Genomic DNA, 19,081 nt, shown 5'->3' on the forward strand with positions numbered 1-19,081 from the left:
CCCTCATCCGGGCACTTTGCCAGAAAAAAAGTCACTTATCCCTACCGATGAAATGATAAGAACGGGATTCCTCATTCAAGACCCACAAAAGATCCTTTATTTCTGTTGTCTGATTGGATTTTCAGGCTGTTCATCCGGATTTTTTTGCGGATTGGCTGTCCCGATATGCTGGTCGGGTTGGTCCGGTTGAGGGTTGGGTGGATTAGGGTGTTTCTGCTGATCAGGATGTTGAATTAAAGGAACAGGCTGTTTTTGCTGATCTGGTTGTGAATTATCTTGTTCAGTCATGTTTATCTATCCTGTGGATTGCCATTGATCACTGCGCTACATCAGCATTAATCTACGCCTTAAATTTAATCTTCCAACTCCAGCCATGTTTCAATTTCCATCATTGTAAATGTAATATCTCTAGATGATTGATCTGCAACAAACGCGATGAAATCAGCTTCACATTGATTACCAAAAGCCTTCAAAGTCCGATCTTTCATTAACATGTCACCTAAATGGCACAATTACTGCATCTCATTATTTCAAGCTCACAAGGTAAAAAAACTGTCGAGATATGATCATATAAATGCAATATTTCCATGATAACAATCATATAACAGAGCCTTAATTCGACCTGTAACAGCACATTGAACACATAGAAAAACTGCTATTCGGGAGTAGATATGAATACCAGCAATAATTATGTCAAACAAATCAAGAATGCTAAACGTGGTGGTTATACTCCAACGATTGCCAAGGATATGAATAAACATAAAATTCAAAAAGCGATTCGACTCATTGAACAGTGGCGAAAGCTTGCCAATGAACTTAAACCACAAATGCAAATCGATATGGCTTTAACCCTGGAAGAATGTGCACAAGACCTGGATCAGATTTTAAGGAGCAAATAACCGATTCAATGGCAAAAGCACATGAAGGTAAATAGCGGATGTAGAGGATGATTGAGAATTTCCAAATCCATTCACCAAATCCAACCGCTCATTTTTTGGCTTGCGTTTTCAAAAAAAATCGCTATTATTCTCTGCACGTTGCCGGCATAGCTCAGTTGGTAGAGCAACTGACTTGTAATCAGTAGGTCCACAGTTCGAATCCGTGTGCCGGCACCATTTTATACTTAGCCTCGCTTTTTAGTGAGGCTTTGTTGTTTTTAGATGATTACTTTTAAAACTTACAATATTCAACAGCCAGTTCTTTAGGGTTTGTGCGCCGTGATTTGCACATATTTGACCAGACCATCTACATACAGCTTATGACAGAGCTTTGCGGTCATGCGAATTTTAAAGGCATCCAGATCGGTATTGTGCTGGGGTAATTGCTGAATGTAATTTGCAAAGCCCTGCAAAACGGCAGGCGATAAATCCCGAATGGTTATATCGGTAAAATCATGCTGCCGGAATGTCTGTTCTAATGCCGATACCGTCATTAAATCATCTAAATGCACATCGGCAGCTTTTAACAACCATTTATATTTCTGCTTTTGCACTGCGCTTAAATTCAGCCATTGCTCAGACAACATTAAATAATGCATACCCAAGCGGCCTTTTTCGTTTAACACCGCGCTGACCGCATAAAGAAATGAATTTAAATCGCAATGATAAGCAGCATCGATACATAGCACCACATCAAAGCACTGCTTGAAAGGAATCTGTTTTAAATTTAAAAAAGATTGCTGATAGATGGCTGCAAGTTGCGGAAGATGCTGTTGAATTTGCTGCACGCAGCTGGATTGTAACTCGACTGCTTCAATATGCCGAACCTGATAGTGCTGCTGCCAGTGCAGCAGACTTGCCCCCTGCCCACAGCCTAGATCCAGCAAACAATCATTTGCATTTAAAGCGACCGCTTGCGCCAATTGATCTGCCAATTGGGCACAAGCTTCTGGATAGGACAACGTTGCATCCTCCCAATAACCCAGATTGCTCCAGGCGAGTACGGCATCATCTCCTAACTGTTTTGCGTTAATCGCGTATTTATGTTGAGGAAGTTTCTGCCGAATCGCTTGAAGCCATTTCATATTTTAGTAGCCGAGTTGTGGGGCAACCTCAACTTTAGGTTTTAATCCAACAAACGGCAATGGAGCACCTAAAATTTCTGCAATATGCATCGCTGAAGTCACGGCAGATTCGAGCACTGGCAAACCATCACAAGACCATGAACCACAGTAGAATACTTTACGGTTCATATCTTTATGACGGGCTTGCAGTTCTTTATTCAACGCAACGGTTTGAGAATCTACTACCGCACGGGTTAAGGTCACGGATGAAATGATTTTTTTCGGGTCAATATCCGTCACCGGCTGCCAGGTTTGGAACACTGGATTTTTACCGACCAGACTTGGTTCGACCGAATTCAACCAGACTGTAAATTGCTGACGGGTAAATTTACGGTCCATCATATAACTGAGCACTGCCCAATCTTTACGCTTAGGTGGCATGACGGTCTGGTCGGTATGAATAACCAGCTGCCCCTGTTCAAATTTAAATTTCTTTAACAGTGCAAGATCATCAGCAAACTGTTCATTATCGAGGAATTTTTCTATTTTATTGGTGGGTGTGGCCACAATCACATGGTCAAACACATAGTGTTCGCCCTGTGAATTTTCAATCAACACGCCCTGCTCTTGCTGTTGAATATGGGTAATGGCCGAACCGCCACGAATTTCAATGCCTTCAATCAGCTTGTCGACCAAGGCCGGGGTACCACCCTGTAAACGTAACAAGGCATCACCATTGGTCAATTGACGCAAGAAAACCAGTAAGGGTTTTGCCGGCCATTCGCCAATGGTTTTCGGATTACAGGTACAGATGGTATACAGCACCGGCATCACTGCGCCATGCCAGAACACTTCTTCTATATCATTGTCATTGATGAATTCAGCCAGTGTAATGTCCTGGTTCTTCGATTTGAAAAATTTGGCGATGGCTGTTTTGAGTTGCAGCATGCCTTTAACCAGGCGCCAGCCGTATTGCTGGATACCTTTACGGTTATTAATAATCGGGAAATTACCAATGCGACTACGCGAAGTGGTCAGCCAGGTTTCAGTACGGTCTTCAAACAACCAGCTGCATGCCATATAAGTGCGTACAGGAAAGGTTTTGATTCCCAAGTAAGTTGCCAGACTGAGGGTATTTTGCCACAAATGCGGATTCATGACGCGCAAAGGTGCATCAATTAAGCCGCCTTCGAATTCAATGCTATGGCTATCCATACCACGACCCGGTAGAGCTTCAAAAATAGTGATGCTATGCCCTGCATCTTTAAGAATTCTTGCAGTAGCTAGCCCAGCCATGCCACTACCAATAACTGCAATATCCAAAATTATTATCCGTCAGTTACACATATGATTCTTGAAATTATGAACCAAGCGAGATTAAAAGGGGGTATTAAAATATTCCAGAATATGTTTTTTTAACAAAAGTCATCATAATTGGAATTAGAAATTTTTTTACATTTATTTATACAACAAATAACATAAAATAAATTCAATGTATTATTAAAATTTACAATATTAACAGATAAAACTTTTTAAAAAAGCATATATATATTAACCAATATTATAACGATTGTTTTACAAACCCAAAAAATATCACTATGATGCATCACATAATAATTGGACTAGCATATCCACTTTTAATCACCTATAACTATGCAAATGCTGTAAAAACAAGAAAATTTATTTCGCAAAAAGCCCCTAAAAATTTAGGGGCTTCTTTATTTTTCGAGTGACCAATGAATGGCTAAAATTAACTGGCAACCGGAATCTCACCAAATTTGCCGCTATTAAAGTCGTTAAAGGCTTGAACGATCTCATCTTTAGTATTCATCACAAAGGGACCATAGCCCTGAATTGGCTCATTCAAAGGTTGGCCGGTGAGTAACAAAAATTTGCTGTCTTTAATCGCTTCCAGTTGAATATCGGCTTCACCATCTTGAGCAAACATGACAATAGAACTGTCTTGCACATGCTGCGTTCCATTCAACTGCATTTCACCTGACAGCACCACAACCAACACGTTGTGATCGACAGGGACATGCAGATGCTGAACCTGCTCGGCTTTTAATTCACCATCCCAGACATTGACCGAACTATGGGTTGAAGCAGGACCGCGATATTCTGCATCACCGTCCATATAGCGGCCGGCAATTACCCGGATATGTCCTGCACCCTGTTCAAACTCAATCACAGGAATATCATGTGATTGAATAGCCTGATACTTAGGCGGGGTCATTTTGTCCGCTGCCGGCAAGTTGACCCACAGTTGGACCATTTCAAACAATCCGCCATTCTTGGCAAAATCTTCAGAATGAAACTCTTCATGTACCAAACCTGCACCGGCAGTCATCCATTGCACATCGCCACTTTGAATGGTGCCACCACCACCCGCCGAGTCTTTATGTGTCACTTCCCCCTGATAGGCGAGGGTGACGGTTTCAAAACCGCGATGTGGATGCGAGCCGACACCATGCTGCTGCGTCGTCGGACTAAAATGATAGGGTGCAGCATAATCCAACAGTAAAAATGGACTAATCGCTTGGCCTAAACGGTCGTAGGAAAACAGGTTCTTGACCGGAAAACCATCACCCACCCAATGCATGTTCTGGTTACGGTAAACGCCAATCACTTTTTTCATCTTTTAAACTCCTATATTCTCGATAGGATGAACATGAGCTTATATTAGTGCGTTCATTGTTCTGAATATATAGCGACCTCAATACACAGTGTCCCATGAATAAGACAAAATGACTTTATAGAATAATCATCAAGTTTAAATATTTAAAATAAAGGCTCATCTTTATAAATTATCCTATTTTCATGATTAATCTTCTCGAAATCAGCGCTTTCATTGTCCTATTTTCACACTTAGCATAAAAAATATCACGACATCACCACACTGTTATTTTCGGTTGATGTCAGTATGTTTTTCATCACAAGGAGGAATAGAAAAATGGGCAAACCCTATGTTCGTTTAGATAAAGATAATGCAGCGGTTCTGTTGGTCGATCATCAAACCGGTCTGTTATCCCTAGTACGTGACATCGATCCTGACAAATTTAAAAATAACGTACTGGCACTTGCCGCAGCTGCCAAATATTTCAATCTTCCGACCATTTTAACCACCAGTTTTGAACAGGGCCCCAATGGTCCATTGGTTCCTGAACTGAAGGAAATGTTCCCGGACGCACCCTATATTGCCCGCCCAGGTCAAATTAATGCCTGGGACAATGAAGACTTTGTCAAAGCGGTTAAAGCAACAGGCAAAAAGCAGCTGATTATTGCCGGTGTGGTGACTGAAGTCTGTGTGGCCTTTCCGGCACTTTCAGCGCTTGAAGAAGATTTTGAAGTTTTTGTGATTACCGATGCGTCCGGTACCTTTAACCGGTTAACCCGTGATTCTGCTTGGAACCGCATGTCCAATGCCGGTGCGCAACTGATGACCTGGTTTGGCGCTGCCTGTGAATTGCACCGTGACTGGCGTAATGACATTGAAGGTTTGGGTACTTTGTTCTCGAATCACATTCCTGATTATCGCAACCTGATCAACAGCTATAACCAGCACAGTGGTCAAAAACAATCATAGTCTTTTTTAGCATAAGCGGTCTTCTGATCGCTTATTCTGTCTTATTCAATATCCGTTATCTGGCTGATTTTCAGCTAGAATAATAGCTATTCCCTGATTCAGTTTTGAGCATGATGTATGCATTCATTTGATGATGATTACTTTTTCCTGGTGGTCAAACACGGTGGATTTAGTGCAGCAAGTGAAGCTAGCAATACCACCAAATCAAAACTCAGCCGCCGCATTTTAGATCTGGAAAGTCAGTTTAATGTCAGCCTGATTCAGCGTTCCACCCGTCATTTTAAAGTCACCCCTTTGGGACAGGAATTTTATCAGGAATGTTGCAAGGTCATTGCTCAGGTCGAATGTGCCAATAATGTCTTGCTGAAACAGAAAAGCGAGCCACAGGGCCTGATTAAAATCAGCTGTCCTGCGCTGATGATGCAGTTTCAGGTGCGAACTTTACTCAATCAATTTTTAAAAGATTATCCCAAAGTCCAGATTGAACTGGAGCTGACCAGCCGCCGAGTCGACCTGATTCATGATGATATTGACCTGGCGATTCTTACCAATTTTCAGGCCAATGAAGATTCCAGTTTAATTGTCCGTGACGTGATTAAAACCACGCATTGTCTGGTGGCCAGTCCGGAACTGCTACAGGGACGGGAAATCCAGAATTTTACCGAACTGCATGAATTTCCCAGTGTGGTACTCGGCACGCAAAAATCCCAATATTACTGGCATTTGCACAATCGCGAGCATGATGAACTGATTGATATTCCACTGCAACCGCGGATCAAAAGCAATGATCTGGAAGGAGTCTACTATGCCGTACGTGACGGCTTAGGCATTGCCGACTTGCCCTATTTGGCGGTTGAACAGGAGATTCAACAAGGCCAGTTGATTCATGTGTTACCGGAATGGTGCTCGAATTTAGGTACGGTACAACTGGTGTATGCTACGCGTAAAGGCCAGCGTCTGGTGATGGAAAAACTGATTGAAGGTTTAAGAGGCTTAGCCAAAGATCACCTCGGCTATATGCCTTAATTTGCAGACCACAGATATAAAAAAATCCAGAACCGAAATCCTGGATTTTTTAGGAGATCATCTCAATATGATGATTAGATTTTACCGATCAGGTCGATTGAAGGAGCAAGGGTTACATCGCCTTCTTTCCATTTTGCCGGGCAAACTTCACCTGGGTGAGCATGGACATATTGTGCAGCTTTAACCTTACGTAAAAGTTCTTGCGCATCACGACCAATACCGCCAGCGTTAATTTCGATAATCTGGATCTTGCCTTCCGGGTCAATCACGAAAGTACCTCGGTTTGCCAGGCCTTCAACTTCGATTAACACTTCAAAGTTTTTCGCCAAAGTCCAGGTTGGGTCGCCGACCATTGCATACTGGATTTTTTTGATCTCGTCTGAAGAAGCGTGCCAAGCTTTATGGGTGAAATGAGTATCCGTCGATACTGAATAAATCTCTACACCCATTTTTTGGAATTCAGCATAGTTATCTGCCAAATCACCGAGTTCTGTTGGACAAACGAAAGTGAAATCTGCAGGATAAAAGAACACCACCGACCATTTCCCGACCATGTCTTGTTCAGACACTTGAATGAATTCGCCATTCTTATAAGCAGTTGCGTTGAATGGTTTCACTGCAGTATTGATTAAACTCATGAGATATTCCTCTAGCTCGTTTCCGGGATTGCTTATCTTGTGAAGCTAGAATACGAAAATTCTTAAAATAGGTAAAACCGTACTTTTTTATAAAATTTATCGGATTTTTAGATTAAATAATTCTATCCTGTTTTACTGTTTAATTGCTATATCCGATTTAAGAGTGAGAGCGAAACTGCACAATGGATTGCCAGGCGGCATCAATCAAAGCCTGCTTATATGCGCTTGGAGTAGTGGTACTGACAATGCTGATGAGCCAAGCACTAAAAGTATGGAAAGCTTTAGAAAATAAACCTGCAGGCAAATGGCCATTTTCCAAAATGCTGTGCTTAAAAGCTCCGTATTTCAGCAGTATCTCTCCCCTATTTGAAAGACTGGAACCGGAATACTGCGAAATCAAGATGAAAAAGCACCGCGCTGTACTGAATCATCTGGGCACGGTACATGCCATTGCCATGTGCAATATGGCAGAGCTTGCCGGAGGAACTATGACTGATGCCACCGTACCTGCTACTCATTGCTGGATTCCCAAAGGCATGCAGGTGGAATATCTGAAAAAAGCCAACACCAATTTAATTGCAGTTGCCACACCCTTGCAAGCCCATTTCCCGTGGAATGCAGGCAGTGATTATCTGGTGCAGGTTGAAGTCAAAGACACGGCTCAGGCCGTTGTGTTCCGTGCCGTTATCACCATGTGGGTTTCTGCCAAGAAATAAAAATTACTGATCATTTGCCCATTAAAAAACCCTCCGCAAGGGGAGGGTTTTGAAGACGATTTGCCGTTTTAATTGCGATTAAAACGGTTAACTATATAATAATATAAAATATTTAAAAAATATCCTTAGATATCAAAAAGAAAAAAACAATAAATACAATTTTTTAATTTTTAATTTGATATAAGCGAGATATTTTCAAAAAATCAGAGTAAATACAATTTTTTGTCTAGAGATTAATAAACAAAATCTGTAAATTTTTTAATTTATCTAAAAGAAATAAAAAAGCTGCATATTCCTGTGTAAATCTACCCACTATTCCTATTTGCACCCTACCACTCATTTTTGTTCGTATAAGCCACTAGGCATGTCAAAATCTTGATTAATAGTATCAATATTGATACTATTAATCATTGGCACTATTGAGCATTCAAATGGCAAATCTTGATCAACTTATAGAACAAATGCGGAATAATCCAAAAAATATCCGCTATGTCGATTTACTCAAGGTTTGTAAGCAATATTTTGGTGAACCAAGACAAACAAGTGGTAGCCACACGGTATTTAAAACACCGTGGCAAGGCGATCCTCGTATTAATCTTCAAGATGATAGCGGAAAGGCTAAACCTTATCAGGTTAGGCAAGTATTAGCTGCACTTGATAAACTTAAAACATTGTGAGGTGTCAAATGGATAGCAAACAATATACTTATCGTGTTACATGGTCAGCAGAAGATAATGAGTATGTCGGTCTATGTGCCGAATTTCCGTCACTATCTTGGCTCGATGCAGAACAATCTAAAGCATTCTCAGGGATTGTTGATCTTGTTGGTGAAGTTGTAGCAGATATGATCAGCAACAATGAGAAATTACCTGTACCGCTTTCAGAAAAAAAATATAGCGGACGGTTTGCTGTTCGTGTTCCATCAATGGTTCATCAAAAACTAGCACTTGAAGCTGCGGAGCGTGGTGTGAGTATGAATCGTTTGGTATCGGCAAAATTGGCTATGTAGTTTTATATCTTGATGGTCTACTTGGAATGAAAATGACTGGTAGACCATGAACAAGAATAGGTGGTTGGTTTATCCAGTAATTTGCAAAAAGCATCTGTAGTACATTATGGGTTATATAGATTGCTATGCAATCAACTTATATAAAGCATAAAAAGAGAGAACATGACAAATTTGTATTTACCATCTGAGCAACGCTTATCCAAGTCAATCAAAGACTCTATTAAAATGGAAAGTATTGACTATTATTGCACAATATATTCAGCAGTTATGGAATGCATCTTTAATCAAAAAACATTAAAATATAGTGGAAATAAACTTAAAGAATTTCCAAATATTAGCTTAAGAGATATCAAAGGAGAATTTCCAAATAGTTTTTTTTTGAACCAAATAGATTTTTTGCGAAATTGGGCTCTAGAATTTCTTTTATGCAAATTTTTGAATCAAGATTTTGCAGAAGATCTTAAAAAAAATTTAATTGAAGAATTATGTGATATTCATCAAATAGATATAAGCGAATATATAAATTTTGAATTTAAAATATCTGGTCAAGATAAGGCTTTTTATAACAAAGAAAATTTCAATGAATTCACTCATCAACGTTCAGGTAGTCGGGCTGAACACAAAAAATATCAGGTACATCGAAATTCTGACTTATGCCTTCTTTTACACAAAGATAATAAAGACCAAAAACCTAATTTATCCAGTTCTTTAGCCATATATGGGGAAGTTGAGGGAAACTATGGTAATGAGCTTTTAACTGAAAAATATTGGGAGAAGAAACACCAAGATTGCTTATTTGCTATAGGTTGTGTGGACTCTAGAAATATTAAAATTATTGAAAAAACCTCTCTTCCTCACGTATTTATGTACTTTCCAAAAATAAAAGGTGAGTATAAAGTAGTTCTTTTAATTGAAAGAAATCATTATTTTATAGAAGATTTTTCCAATGCATTGCTAGTATTTGATAATTTTTTCAATCGTGGTCCTAAACATTATTTAGATACTTTAAAGTATAGTATTTCATTTCATGATGAAGTAGTGCGTTATATTGCATCTAATTGGAGTAAAGGTATTCCAGAACTAATTAACTCCCTAAATAACGTTGCCATTAAAAATGAACTAATCACAGGAGAGAACCAGTTTACACCTATCGAGATTCCTACTGGTTTAAATCTGATTAGTGAGATTTCGTAAAAAACAATGGCTATCAGTTAAATTACAATAGATAAATACCTACAATCAGTTCTTATATCAATTATGTTTATGAATTCAGAATAATTAATTCCATTTTTTAAACCAATTTTGAATGTAGGATTACTAGAGTAAAAAATATCAAGATGATGATATGGATGAAGATCTGGGTTGTCAGGCTTAAATCCTTTCTCATCATAATCGTATCTCAAGTATCCTTCTTCACTTAATATTAAGCGTAAAAAAAGTTTACTCATAAACTTATCAAAAGATTCAGTTTTACCATTTTCATCAAAATGATCTTTCGGTATATCTTCTAACCTCTCTATGATATCCCATACCTCAATAGCATCTAAATCAATGTTTTCTAATATATTTTCTAAATATGTAATGACACTATTATCAATTTCATAATCTAATCCATTCATTAGTACGTAAGGCGGTCTACCTTCAAACTCATCATATCTATAATATTGAAAAGGGAAGCTAATTGAAAAAGTTTTGCCCTCACTAAAAAAGATTAATCGTGACATTTTGTCGATTCGAAGAAATAAATAAGTCCCTGTTGTCCGAGCATAAGCAATGGGTTCACTATTTAAAATAAATCTTGTTGCATAAAGTAGAAGCTTTAAAATATCCTGTTTAGTTCGATATGCTTTATTAAATATATGATTTTTATGAAAATCAGATAATTGATAAGTATTTAATAGCATTGAACTTATCTCAATTTATTTTCGAAAGAAACAAATAATTTTACCATCTCATCGAGACTATCAAACTCATATTCGTAGCGATCATCCTTAAGCACAACTGCTTTTACTTTTTCAATAATGGAATCCCATAAATTTGGGGGGACTTTTAAATTTTTCAACATTTGAATTATTTGATCATCCAAAGAAAGTTTCGCTTTAACACTTCCTATTGATGCTTTGATTAGTTCAACTTCTTGATCTGATGGAACGGTTACTTTAAGAACACCTTCTTCATCAATATTTCGTAATCCAATTTCAAGCTTTGGATAAAGACTTTCATTTAGACTTTTTGAAAATAGTAAATAGGTTTTAATAAATGAACGTGTCAAAATCATATATAAGCCGTTTCTTATAGTACGGCTATTTGAAATATTACTTACATGACATATGACAAAGGGAAACTCTAAACCCTTAACATGATTACGTGTACTTAGAAATAATTCATCTGGTTTATCATTGCGTGTATCATATGCTTTATTAACTCTCAGACCTAACATTTGATTAATTGCTAACTCTAAATCTGCCATTAGATCATATGAGCTTTTATCTGTTTCGGTAACAATAATTGCAATATCATGTGGTTGAACTGTTGGATTTTCTTCCTGTATTTTTTTTATCAAATTAATTGTTTGTTCAATTCTTGAAGTTGGCTCATTATAAAAATCAGAACAAGGAACTAGCTCAATACTATTGTTATTTTGAAGATCTTCGAAACGTCGTAATGGATCTCTAGATAAAATTAATTGATCTTTTTTCCTAGCAACATTGTAACCACAGAGTTCCCATTCTGGTTCACTTAACCACTGTAACTTTCTCTCCTCAAATAGCCCCATCCCTAGTCCATGGGCAAACATTAAAGTTTTAGGGTCAGTTCTATAGCACTTACTTAGTAGAAAATCTGGAACAGTATCAGGATCCTCAGAAGAAAAAATATTTTGAAAAATATCACCTGCTATATAAACCATTTTTTTAGTAACTTTCTTACATAGTTCAAAAAAACTATCAGGAAAATCTTGGCTCTCATCTATAAGCATATAATCAAAAGCAAAATTCTTTGTTTCAGAAGTATCCTCTAAATTAGCTAATGCAAAGGAACAAGCTCTTGAAAATGACATTGAATAACGATTAAATGTATGGAATGGTATATTGTAATGTGAACATATATATCTATAAGCTCCAGAATTCACATCTGAACTACTTCCCCATGCATTAACACACCATAATCGATCATTCCATTGAATTTGTTGTTCTACTTTCATAAAATCAAAAAACTCAGGTATGCGTGATCTTAAACTAGCAGCCAAAATTTTATTGTGGCATGTAAACATGATCTTATTTTTTTCATTACTTATATAAAGCTCTTTAAGCTTATGAAGTAATAACTCAGTTTTTCCAGTACCTGATAACCCCTGAATTCGTACTACAGGTTGATCCAATTTTTCATAAATAAATCTAGTTTGTTGCCCATCAAACAATAAGATTTTTTGTTTAACCGTATCTAGAATTGTAGAAGGCGTATCTAGATTTAACTTGCTAGCATTATTTATACTGCCTGTCAGTAGAGATATTATTAATTCTAATCTTCTCTGATCAGCAGATAGCTCTATATAGTTACTTTCAAAAATATCAATTAACACTTCCTGTGTGATTTCAGATGTAGATAAGTCTATAGAAGTGACTAGATTCGATCTCCACTCACGTGGTCGACCAATTACATCTTTATATTTATACTTATTAGATATAGAGGCTAAATCTTCAATAAAATCATCACAATAAGTCTGAAAAATTCGTTCATCTTCACCAAGATTTATGAACATAAGTTTATATTTAGGTGATAATATAATTAAAGCATTGGAAATATTATATCCTTCACTTGCTTCACCAAGTGGTGACTGGATTAAATAAATTTGCTTATTATAAGATTGACTAAAAATAGCTAATTCATCTGAAATATTATTACTTTTAACTGTAGTCGAATTGAGCTGCTTAAAAAAATATTCATTAGTCATGTAAAAACTCATTACTTAATTTCATGAATAGTTGCCTCATTGTAGATTTATATACTGGCAAGTACTCAAAAATAAAAAAATATCTTACTATAAATTATTCTCAATTATCTAATATCTAGAATATTTTATTGAATTTTATCATTTACAACACTTTTTATATGAATAATTATTGATTCTATTATAGAAAAGATGAAATTTTTAGTTTTAATTAAAACTTCTACTATATAGAAAGATAAAAAGATCCTAGGAAGAATCTTTTTATCGAAGGCTCATTTTTTCACTAATGGCCGATCTAAAGTTGCTAAATCTACATTTGGCATCTGAGATAGATTATATTGCCACCTTCTGTACTGGTCTATCCATAAAGTTTCTTTTGCTTCAAGTAACTTTTTCAAATGTGAAATTTGGCTTCTCAGCTCTTCATTCTCTTTAATAAGCATGTCAATCGTTACATCCCCCATTGAAGCTATAACAGTCGACTTTGCCTCTCTTAATGTCTTTTTTCTAAAATTAAAAGCCTGCTTTACAGGTTCATAACTCATTAAGGTAAATTTAGAAATAGAGGGCTTATCTAATGCTCTAGCTACTGACACTGCAAAAAGATCCCAAGTTAACTTACCTGACCATTTATTCAGAATGTTCTCAATAATTTTCATTTCTTTTACATCAATTAACTTATGTTTCATAAGCCATCTTGCAATAATGCTAAGAATGAACTCTTTGATTCATTCACTATTTGTTCAGACATGGGATTCTTTTCGTCTACCGTATTTATTAAATTTTGTTCGCCGAGTGCAATTTTTGTCAGGCTAACATCTAACTCTTCTGGAATACGAAGTATCAAGCCATCAGGTAATTGATCATCTTCTAAATATTTAAGCAATGTCTTAATAATAGCGAGTTTTTTACCATGGTAAACTAACCAAGCATTTGCACCATAAAAGCCTTCCTGCGTGGCAGCAGCAGCTCGACTCAATTCATTTTGTACAATCTCTTCTAGCTGCCTGAGATGTTCAACATTCTTTGGTAATCCTTTTACACAAGCATGTTCTTTACAACTTATACATTCACCTGCTTTAGTGCATGGTGTCATTGTCCAGTCATGCTCACAATAGCCATATCCAGAAACTTGTACCGTTCCAATTCTGTTTTTACGCCCTAGCATTTCAAAAGTCACAGGTACATTAACTTTGACAGCTTCCAAAGCGGTTGTACCATCTAAGCTTTCTAATCCAAGCTCTAAAAGTTTTCTAGATTCCTCTTTAAATTCACTCATTGGGCGTAAATCATAAGCACGGTTATCTTCAACTCTTGAACGTCCAGCAAACATAGCTAGATCAAGAGAATCCATCTCGCCACGTTCTGCCATCGTGGATAACCATACTCTAATTTGATGGGAAGAAATAACTATCTCCCCTCCATCTTCATTTCGAATTCCTAATTCACTGAATAAAGAATGCATACCAGGGACTCTCTGATGTATTGCACCTAAAGCATCATTTAATAAATTCAAGTTTGGACATTCAAAACTGTATTTTTTGGGTTTAAAATCGTTATGAAATTCATTTTCTCTTATTAAGCAGAGCAAATCATGAATTGGCTGATTTACTTCTGGGATTTGAGGCCACTTAGGAAACTTCCTACTGTACTTCTGAACAGTAAATTTAGCTAAATCTCTGTAAGTCAAATATCTTTTAACATCTACCAAATTTTCGACCCATTTTTGTTTATATAGTCTTTTGATAGTATTGATGTTAATAGATATCGTATCTTGACCTACGGAACTATCCTTTAAATTAAATGCAGCAGCAAACTCTGCAACTTTAAGTGGCGCATCTTCATCGTGTTCCTTAGATGTTATACAGCCATCATGCCGATAAAATTGGTTAGGTGTTTCAATAGCCCATTTGGCAGCTTTCCTCGCAGGCTCTCCAATCTCAATTAGTCGCTTAACAGCTTCCTTAACTGTAGGTGCTATTAACGGATGAACAGGCTTGGAAATAAAGCCTCCACCTTTTTCAGCCTTCCATCGAATATAAAGAATTGTTGTTTCTTTATCCTCTAACTGCTGAGTTTCCCCATTTCTCACTTTTTCACAATGAGTTTCTTCAAATAAACAATCTACAGTTAAAAAACTTAATTCCCCACCACGGCTAGGAGCACACATCAGTAAGACGGCTTGAGCTGAATAAAATTTTTGATAAGCTGTTTTTGCTAATCTGAATGCATCAGCTAATGCGGTTATTTCAAAGCTTGTTAATAATCTATCTTCTTGCCATTTTCTGTCTTCTTCTGATGTACCTTGTGCTTTATTTCCAGGTCGCTTCCATGGGTTTTTCCAGACAGGAATAGTTATATTAATTTTAAGAAGTCGCAAATCTTCTAAAAATTTTTCTAACATTTGCCCATAGCGGTATCTAGTTGACTCAGAACTACGTTCATAAATACTCTCAGTAATCTTTCTTAATACAATCCCATCAAGTAGTAAAACGTCTGCCTTGGAATAAACAAAAAGTAGTGCATCATGACAAGCCTTCAGTACCATCATCATATTGCTAGGATTTGTTGCATTCCATGTTTGGCTGTCTCTTACGTACGCTTTAGCAAAGTCAATAAATGGTGGTTCCATAGGCGCACCAGTCTTTCTACCTTTTTCGACAAGTCCAGTAAACTCCATAGATTGAGCACGACCATTAGCTAATCGATGTTTCCAATTTGAGCTGCTGAAACTACCTTGATCCTCATAAATAGTTAACTGATTCTTTGCCCGAAAAATGAAATCATTTAAGTTTTTTTGACAATCTAATTGATGTTTGGGTACAAATGGAATGACTTCACTCATGCTCTTATTTCCTCCATTTTAATGCGCTTATCGCAGGCATCTAAAATGGCTTTTACACGAGATAATTGTAAGTCATAAGACTTTATAACCAATTCGCTAGCACCATCTTTATGTCGTTGTTCAATTTCTTCTAGTAAATCTAAAAATAACTCATCCCAAGGTGCATAAAGTAAAGGTTGAAATTGATCACATAGCAAACATGCCTTCATACCTGCTTGACATGATGGAGAACCTCCACAATTACCAATCTGTTTATTGTCCCCTTTATAAATTCTGCTAGTAATATCTTGACCTCGTATAGCTTCTCTTTCACCTTTTATCAATCGACCCTCGAATTTAGTGGCTAAGAAAGTCATTGGATCATTTATGTGTTCAAAGATACGTAGGGCTAATTCATGTGTATGGGCTGTATAAACTTTCAATTGCTGAGTATCTGAATGATCCATTAAATACGCCATTTGAACTCCCGTGATTCCATGTCGAACCAAGTTTGTTGCACGTGTTCTTCTGCATCGTACTGGAGTAAAGTGAATATAATCTGATGTTCTTTCAGAAATAGCATCACACTTTCGAGACAAGCTGGTAGTCAAGATATCAACATCTTTGATTGAAGCGTGAAAATAATCAGGTGTCATCTTCAATTTTTCACGAAATAGATCTAACGAATTGATCACTTTAAATTTATTAACATTTAAAAAAATGGGAAGCTCTTTTAAATCTTCTTCTGTTAACTCAGGTATGTATTTTTTAACTTTTTGCTTGTTCTGCTCAATTAAATTTTTCAGAACTAAGTACATGTCCTCACTAACACATATTGATCGTGATTCTCCTCTAAACTTACCACCTCTTTGTTTAGCTCTAGGAATTTCAAGCTCGTATTTTAGACCTTCAACACCCGTTTTAGTTGTTAGATCAACTGCTCTTAATGCTCGAATTTGATTAGGTCGGCGTGCTGTGGAATAAATTGTATAAAACCAAGCAAACTCTTCTAAACTAATTAACTCACTTTTGAATGCATTTCCCGCCCACACTAACAATGATTGTTGTTCAGTTAATGTATATGGACCTGTATAAGGACAGTGGTGAGTAACCGCCTTACCTTTGGTATTTCCTGCTAATACAATCTTATCAAGAACTTCCTCAATGTCATTAGTTAAACCATTAAATCCCCAAGAGATCCAATTGCGCAATAGAGCACGAATAGTTCCTAATTTATATTCATCTTCTTTACATAAACTAGCTTTAATATTCAAAATTAATTCAGGTGTAATAAGTCCACCGTCATACATATCTGTATCTAGCAAGTATCTTCTAAAATAACTCCAACAGTTCTTTGTATAATGAGCTGATACTTCCTCAGCTAATCTAGCAATTGTTAAACGGAAACCCTTAAGCACTTCAGGATGGATTTTTTTATTTACAATATCCCAGTTTAGTATCAATGAGTTATCTAAAGACCAAAGTGAATCAAAAAAATTAAATTTATAACCAGCCTTACTTAATCGTGTATCGAGATAGAATTCAGCAATATCTGAATAATCCTGTATCATTAAAACTCTCCGATATCTAAATGTTGATCAATTCTATTTTGTTCATTTTTTAGCAGTTTCTCTGCTTGTTCCTTAGTATGTCTCAAGTTATAAACCGAGGCAGAAGTAGCACTACGATGCCCATTTAAATACATCCTTTGCTCTATTTCCTTTTTTTCCGAAATAACATCATTTAGTCTGCCTTCCTCTACTGCTAAAGCATTGTTTGTATCAATAGTTTTAGAAAATCTATTATTAAAATTATGTCTAAAGCTGTGTTTGGTTATAGTTCTAGATGTAGAAAAACCATTCTTCTTAATAAAATCTGCTAATTTTTCACTAACAGCCACTTTCTCTACCATTTTAGAAAATTGAATTAGTGACAATGGATCCCCTTTACTTTTTCCTTTATTTGAAACAAACAAAAAACTATGTGATTTTGTATTAGGTATTTCTCTACGCTCATATAAAACATAATTTCTAAGTTCATTAGATAGTTTACGTGAGATAGGAATATCTCTTTCTTCAGTTTTTGCATTTGGTTCGAATCTACGCTTTGTATCTTCGGGATCGTTATGCCTCCTTCTCACTTGAATTGCTGAGTCCAAAAAATCAATATCTGCAATCTTCAGCTGTAATATTTCACCAGTTCTCATACCTGTTTCATACAGCACTCTAAACAATAAATAATTTCTAGTTCTAACAGCAGAAGTAAATGGATTCATTGGATTTTCTAAATTAACAATCCTCATGATCTCATCAAAGACTTCGGGAGGAGGTGCCTTCCTATCAGGATCATTTATTTTATTTTTAGAACTACGTCCTTTACTCTTTTGATTCAGAATATTGCTTTTAATTTTAGATATCTGATCTAGATAAGAGGAAAAAGAAGGCTTGGATCTTAAAATATTAATTGCCAGGAATTCAAAATATTCTGCAAATTCACGAATTCTACCTATTTGCTGCTCTACGCCCACTATTGGATCAGGAACTTTACCTATAGGGGCTATAAACTTAATTAAGTTATCATTTCTCGTTTTTTTCAATGAGGCTCTTAAATTTCTTCTAGCAGCTTTAGATGTTAATTTACAGTGATATCCAATCTGATGAAGTTCATTCGCCCTAAATAACTCTTCATCCAATATCTTATTATGATTATTGGCTATACGAATTATCTTATCTGATAAACGTTCACCTGCGATTTGCTCCCAAATATTGATATGAACCAAGTTGTTTAAATGCGCTCTTTGAGTAGCCTGAGTCTGAGACCTCACTTTAGTAATCATATAGAGTGTAGTCCAAAAATCAGGAATACCCTCTTCATTAACTAACAAAGTAAATCGTTCACCACTTTGAGCAATACAATTTTTTCGATACAAAGTACGTTCCATGCATAAAATTTTCTATTCACACCCTATTAAACTAGCAGAAAAAATTAAAAAAATCATTTATTTTTCAATATCTTAAACAAATGAACATGTAACTAATATAATATTTTTATTTTAAAATAATGAATAGCCATCGATTTTGTAGATACCTTTTAGTTAGATAAAATGGCTAATTAACGAGGTGTTTATGAAGGATAAATGTCCCTGAATAATTCAAAATTGAAGCTATAAATAAATTACTGAAAAATGGAAAATTCAGTCATGAGCTAGACTATTTAATGGTTCTTTAATCCAAGCTGGCAAACTCGCTTTTTGAAGTCTACGAAACTCTCTTGGCGTTAATTGTAATTTGATCTTTTTAACCACTTCTATATTCACATATCCACGGCCAAG

General features: G+C 36.3%; 19 protein-coding genes and 1 tRNA gene. 8 read left to right on the top strand and 12 right to left on the bottom strand.

The genetic code is table 11. The annotated features are described in order from the left end of the window. Nucleotides 1-96: 96 nt before the first annotated feature. Both LZZ98_RS04775 and LZZ98_RS15490 read right to left on the bottom strand, forming a co-directional pair. A complete protein-coding gene (locus LZZ98_RS04775) occupies nt 97-288 on the bottom strand; it encodes a hypothetical protein (RefSeq protein WP_086174652.1) in 192 nt (63 codons plus the stop codon). A gap of 65 nt (nt 289-353) precedes the next feature. Then, nucleotides 354-488 carry a hypothetical protein gene (locus tag LZZ98_RS15490; protein ID WP_269091566.1) on the bottom strand — a complete coding sequence of 45 codons (135 nt, stop codon included), beginning with the start codon at nt 486-488 and terminating at the stop codon, nt 354-356. A 183-nt stretch (nt 489-671) separates the two neighbouring features. Between LZZ98_RS15490 and LZZ98_RS04780 the strand changes: the two genes are divergently transcribed. Both LZZ98_RS04780 and LZZ98_RS04785 read left to right on the top strand, forming a co-directional pair. Further along, nucleotides 672-899 (top strand): hypothetical protein, encoded by a 228-nt coding sequence (locus tag LZZ98_RS04780; protein ID WP_086174653.1) that lies wholly within the window; start codon nt 672-674, stop codon nt 897-899. A gap of 140 nt (nt 900-1,039) precedes the next feature. After that, nucleotides 1,040-1,115, top strand: a tRNA-Thr gene (locus LZZ98_RS04785). Between the two features lie 86 nt (nt 1,116-1,201). On the opposite strand, the gene LZZ98_RS04790 is transcribed toward LZZ98_RS04785, so the two are convergent. From LZZ98_RS04790 to LZZ98_RS04800, 3 genes are all read right to left on the bottom strand, one after another. Then, complete coding sequence (locus LZZ98_RS04790; RefSeq protein ID WP_237786873.1) at nt 1,202-2,023, bottom strand: SAM-dependent methyltransferase; 822 nt, start codon at nt 2,021-2,023, stop codon at nt 1,202-1,204. Between the two features lie 3 nt (nt 2,024-2,026). Beyond that, nucleotides 2,027-3,325 (bottom strand): FAD-dependent oxidoreductase, encoded by a 1,299-nt coding sequence (locus LZZ98_RS04795; protein ID WP_237786874.1) that lies wholly within the window; start codon nt 3,323-3,325, stop codon nt 2,027-2,029. Between the two features lie 427 nt (nt 3,326-3,752). Further along, the gene (locus LZZ98_RS04800; RefSeq protein ID WP_237786875.1) at nt 3,753-4,640 is read right to left on the bottom strand and encodes a pirin family protein; all 888 of its coding nucleotides are present in this window, start codon (nt 4,638-4,640) and stop codon (nt 3,753-3,755) included. Nucleotides 4,641-4,955: 315 nt separating this feature from the next. Between LZZ98_RS04800 and ycaC the strand changes: the two genes are divergently transcribed. Continuing rightward, nucleotides 4,956-5,588 carry an isochorismate family cysteine hydrolase YcaC gene (gene ycaC, locus LZZ98_RS04805; RefSeq protein ID WP_237786876.1) on the top strand — a complete coding sequence of 211 codons (633 nt, stop codon included), beginning with the start codon at nt 4,956-4,958 and terminating at the stop codon, nt 5,586-5,588. Nucleotides 5,589-5,705: 117 nt separating this feature from the next. Beyond that, nucleotides 5,706-6,614 (top strand): LysR substrate-binding domain-containing protein, encoded by a 909-nt coding sequence (locus LZZ98_RS04810; RefSeq protein ID WP_237786877.1) that lies wholly within the window; start codon nt 5,706-5,708, stop codon nt 6,612-6,614. A gap of 74 nt (nt 6,615-6,688) precedes the next feature. On the opposite strand, the gene ahpC is transcribed toward LZZ98_RS04810, so the two are convergent. Beyond that, nucleotides 6,689-7,252 (bottom strand): alkyl hydroperoxide reductase subunit C, encoded by a 564-nt coding sequence (gene ahpC, locus LZZ98_RS04815; protein ID WP_237786878.1) that lies wholly within the window; start codon nt 7,250-7,252, stop codon nt 6,689-6,691. 251 nt (nt 7,253-7,503) lie between these two features. On the opposite strand from ahpC, the gene LZZ98_RS04820 reads away from it, so the two are divergent. The 4 genes from LZZ98_RS04820 (at nt 7,504) to LZZ98_RS04835 (ending at nt 10,171) form a co-directional block, all read left to right on the top strand. Continuing rightward, nucleotides 7,504-7,968, top strand: a complete 465-nt coding sequence (locus LZZ98_RS04820; RefSeq protein WP_237786879.1) for a hotdog fold domain-containing protein — start codon at nt 7,504-7,506, stop codon at nt 7,966-7,968. A 431-nt stretch (nt 7,969-8,399) separates the two neighbouring features. After that, nucleotides 8,400-8,645: a hypothetical protein gene (locus LZZ98_RS04825; protein WP_063454489.1), complete on the top strand. Its 246-nt coding sequence runs from the start codon at nt 8,400-8,402 to the stop codon at nt 8,643-8,645. 8 nt (nt 8,646-8,653) lie between these two features. Further along, complete coding sequence (locus LZZ98_RS04830) at nt 8,654-8,977, top strand: toxin-antitoxin system HicB family antitoxin (protein WP_237786880.1); 324 nt, start codon at nt 8,654-8,656, stop codon at nt 8,975-8,977. Nucleotides 8,978-9,139: 162 nt separating this feature from the next. Continuing rightward, the gene (locus LZZ98_RS04835) at nt 9,140-10,171 is read left to right on the top strand and encodes a hypothetical protein (RefSeq protein ID WP_237786881.1); all 1,032 of its coding nucleotides are present in this window, start codon (nt 9,140-9,142) and stop codon (nt 10,169-10,171) included. Between the two features lie 17 nt (nt 10,172-10,188). Here the strand turns inward: LZZ98_RS04835 and LZZ98_RS04840 are convergent, their stop codons facing one another. From LZZ98_RS04840 to LZZ98_RS04865, 6 genes are all read right to left on the bottom strand, one after another. After that, entirely contained in the window at nt 10,189-10,881 is a 693-nt protein-coding gene (locus tag LZZ98_RS04840; protein WP_237786882.1) for a hypothetical protein, read from the bottom strand. Nucleotides 10,882-10,886: 5 nt separating this feature from the next. Continuing rightward, nucleotides 10,887-12,929 carry a DEAD/DEAH box helicase gene (locus tag LZZ98_RS04845; protein WP_237786883.1) on the bottom strand — a complete coding sequence of 681 codons (2,043 nt, stop codon included), beginning with the start codon at nt 12,927-12,929 and terminating at the stop codon, nt 10,887-10,889. A 269-nt stretch (nt 12,930-13,198) separates the two neighbouring features. Then, nucleotides 13,199-13,615, bottom strand: a complete 417-nt coding sequence (locus LZZ98_RS04850) for a hypothetical protein (protein ID WP_237786884.1) — start codon at nt 13,613-13,615, stop codon at nt 13,199-13,201. Further along, nucleotides 13,612-15,771 (bottom strand): hypothetical protein, encoded by a 2,160-nt coding sequence (locus LZZ98_RS04855; protein ID WP_237786885.1) that lies wholly within the window; start codon nt 15,769-15,771, stop codon nt 13,612-13,614. The genes LZZ98_RS04850 and LZZ98_RS04855 overlap by 4 nt, the downstream gene beginning before the upstream one ends. Next, nucleotides 15,768-17,321, bottom strand: coding sequence for a site-specific integrase (locus LZZ98_RS04860; RefSeq protein WP_237786886.1), 1,554 nt, complete (start codon nt 17,319-17,321; stop codon nt 15,768-15,770). Before LZZ98_RS04860 ends, LZZ98_RS04855 begins: the two co-directional genes overlap by 4 nt. Then, nucleotides 17,321-18,691 (bottom strand): tyrosine-type recombinase/integrase, encoded by a 1,371-nt coding sequence (locus tag LZZ98_RS04865; protein WP_237786887.1) that lies wholly within the window; start codon nt 18,689-18,691, stop codon nt 17,321-17,323. The genes LZZ98_RS04860 and LZZ98_RS04865 overlap by 1 nt, the downstream gene beginning before the upstream one ends. Nucleotides 18,692-19,081: the final 390 nt, after the last annotated feature.

The organism is Acinetobacter sp. SM34 (assembly GCF_022012365.1).
Lineage (GTDB): Bacteria > Pseudomonadota > Gammaproteobacteria > Pseudomonadales > Moraxellaceae > Acinetobacter.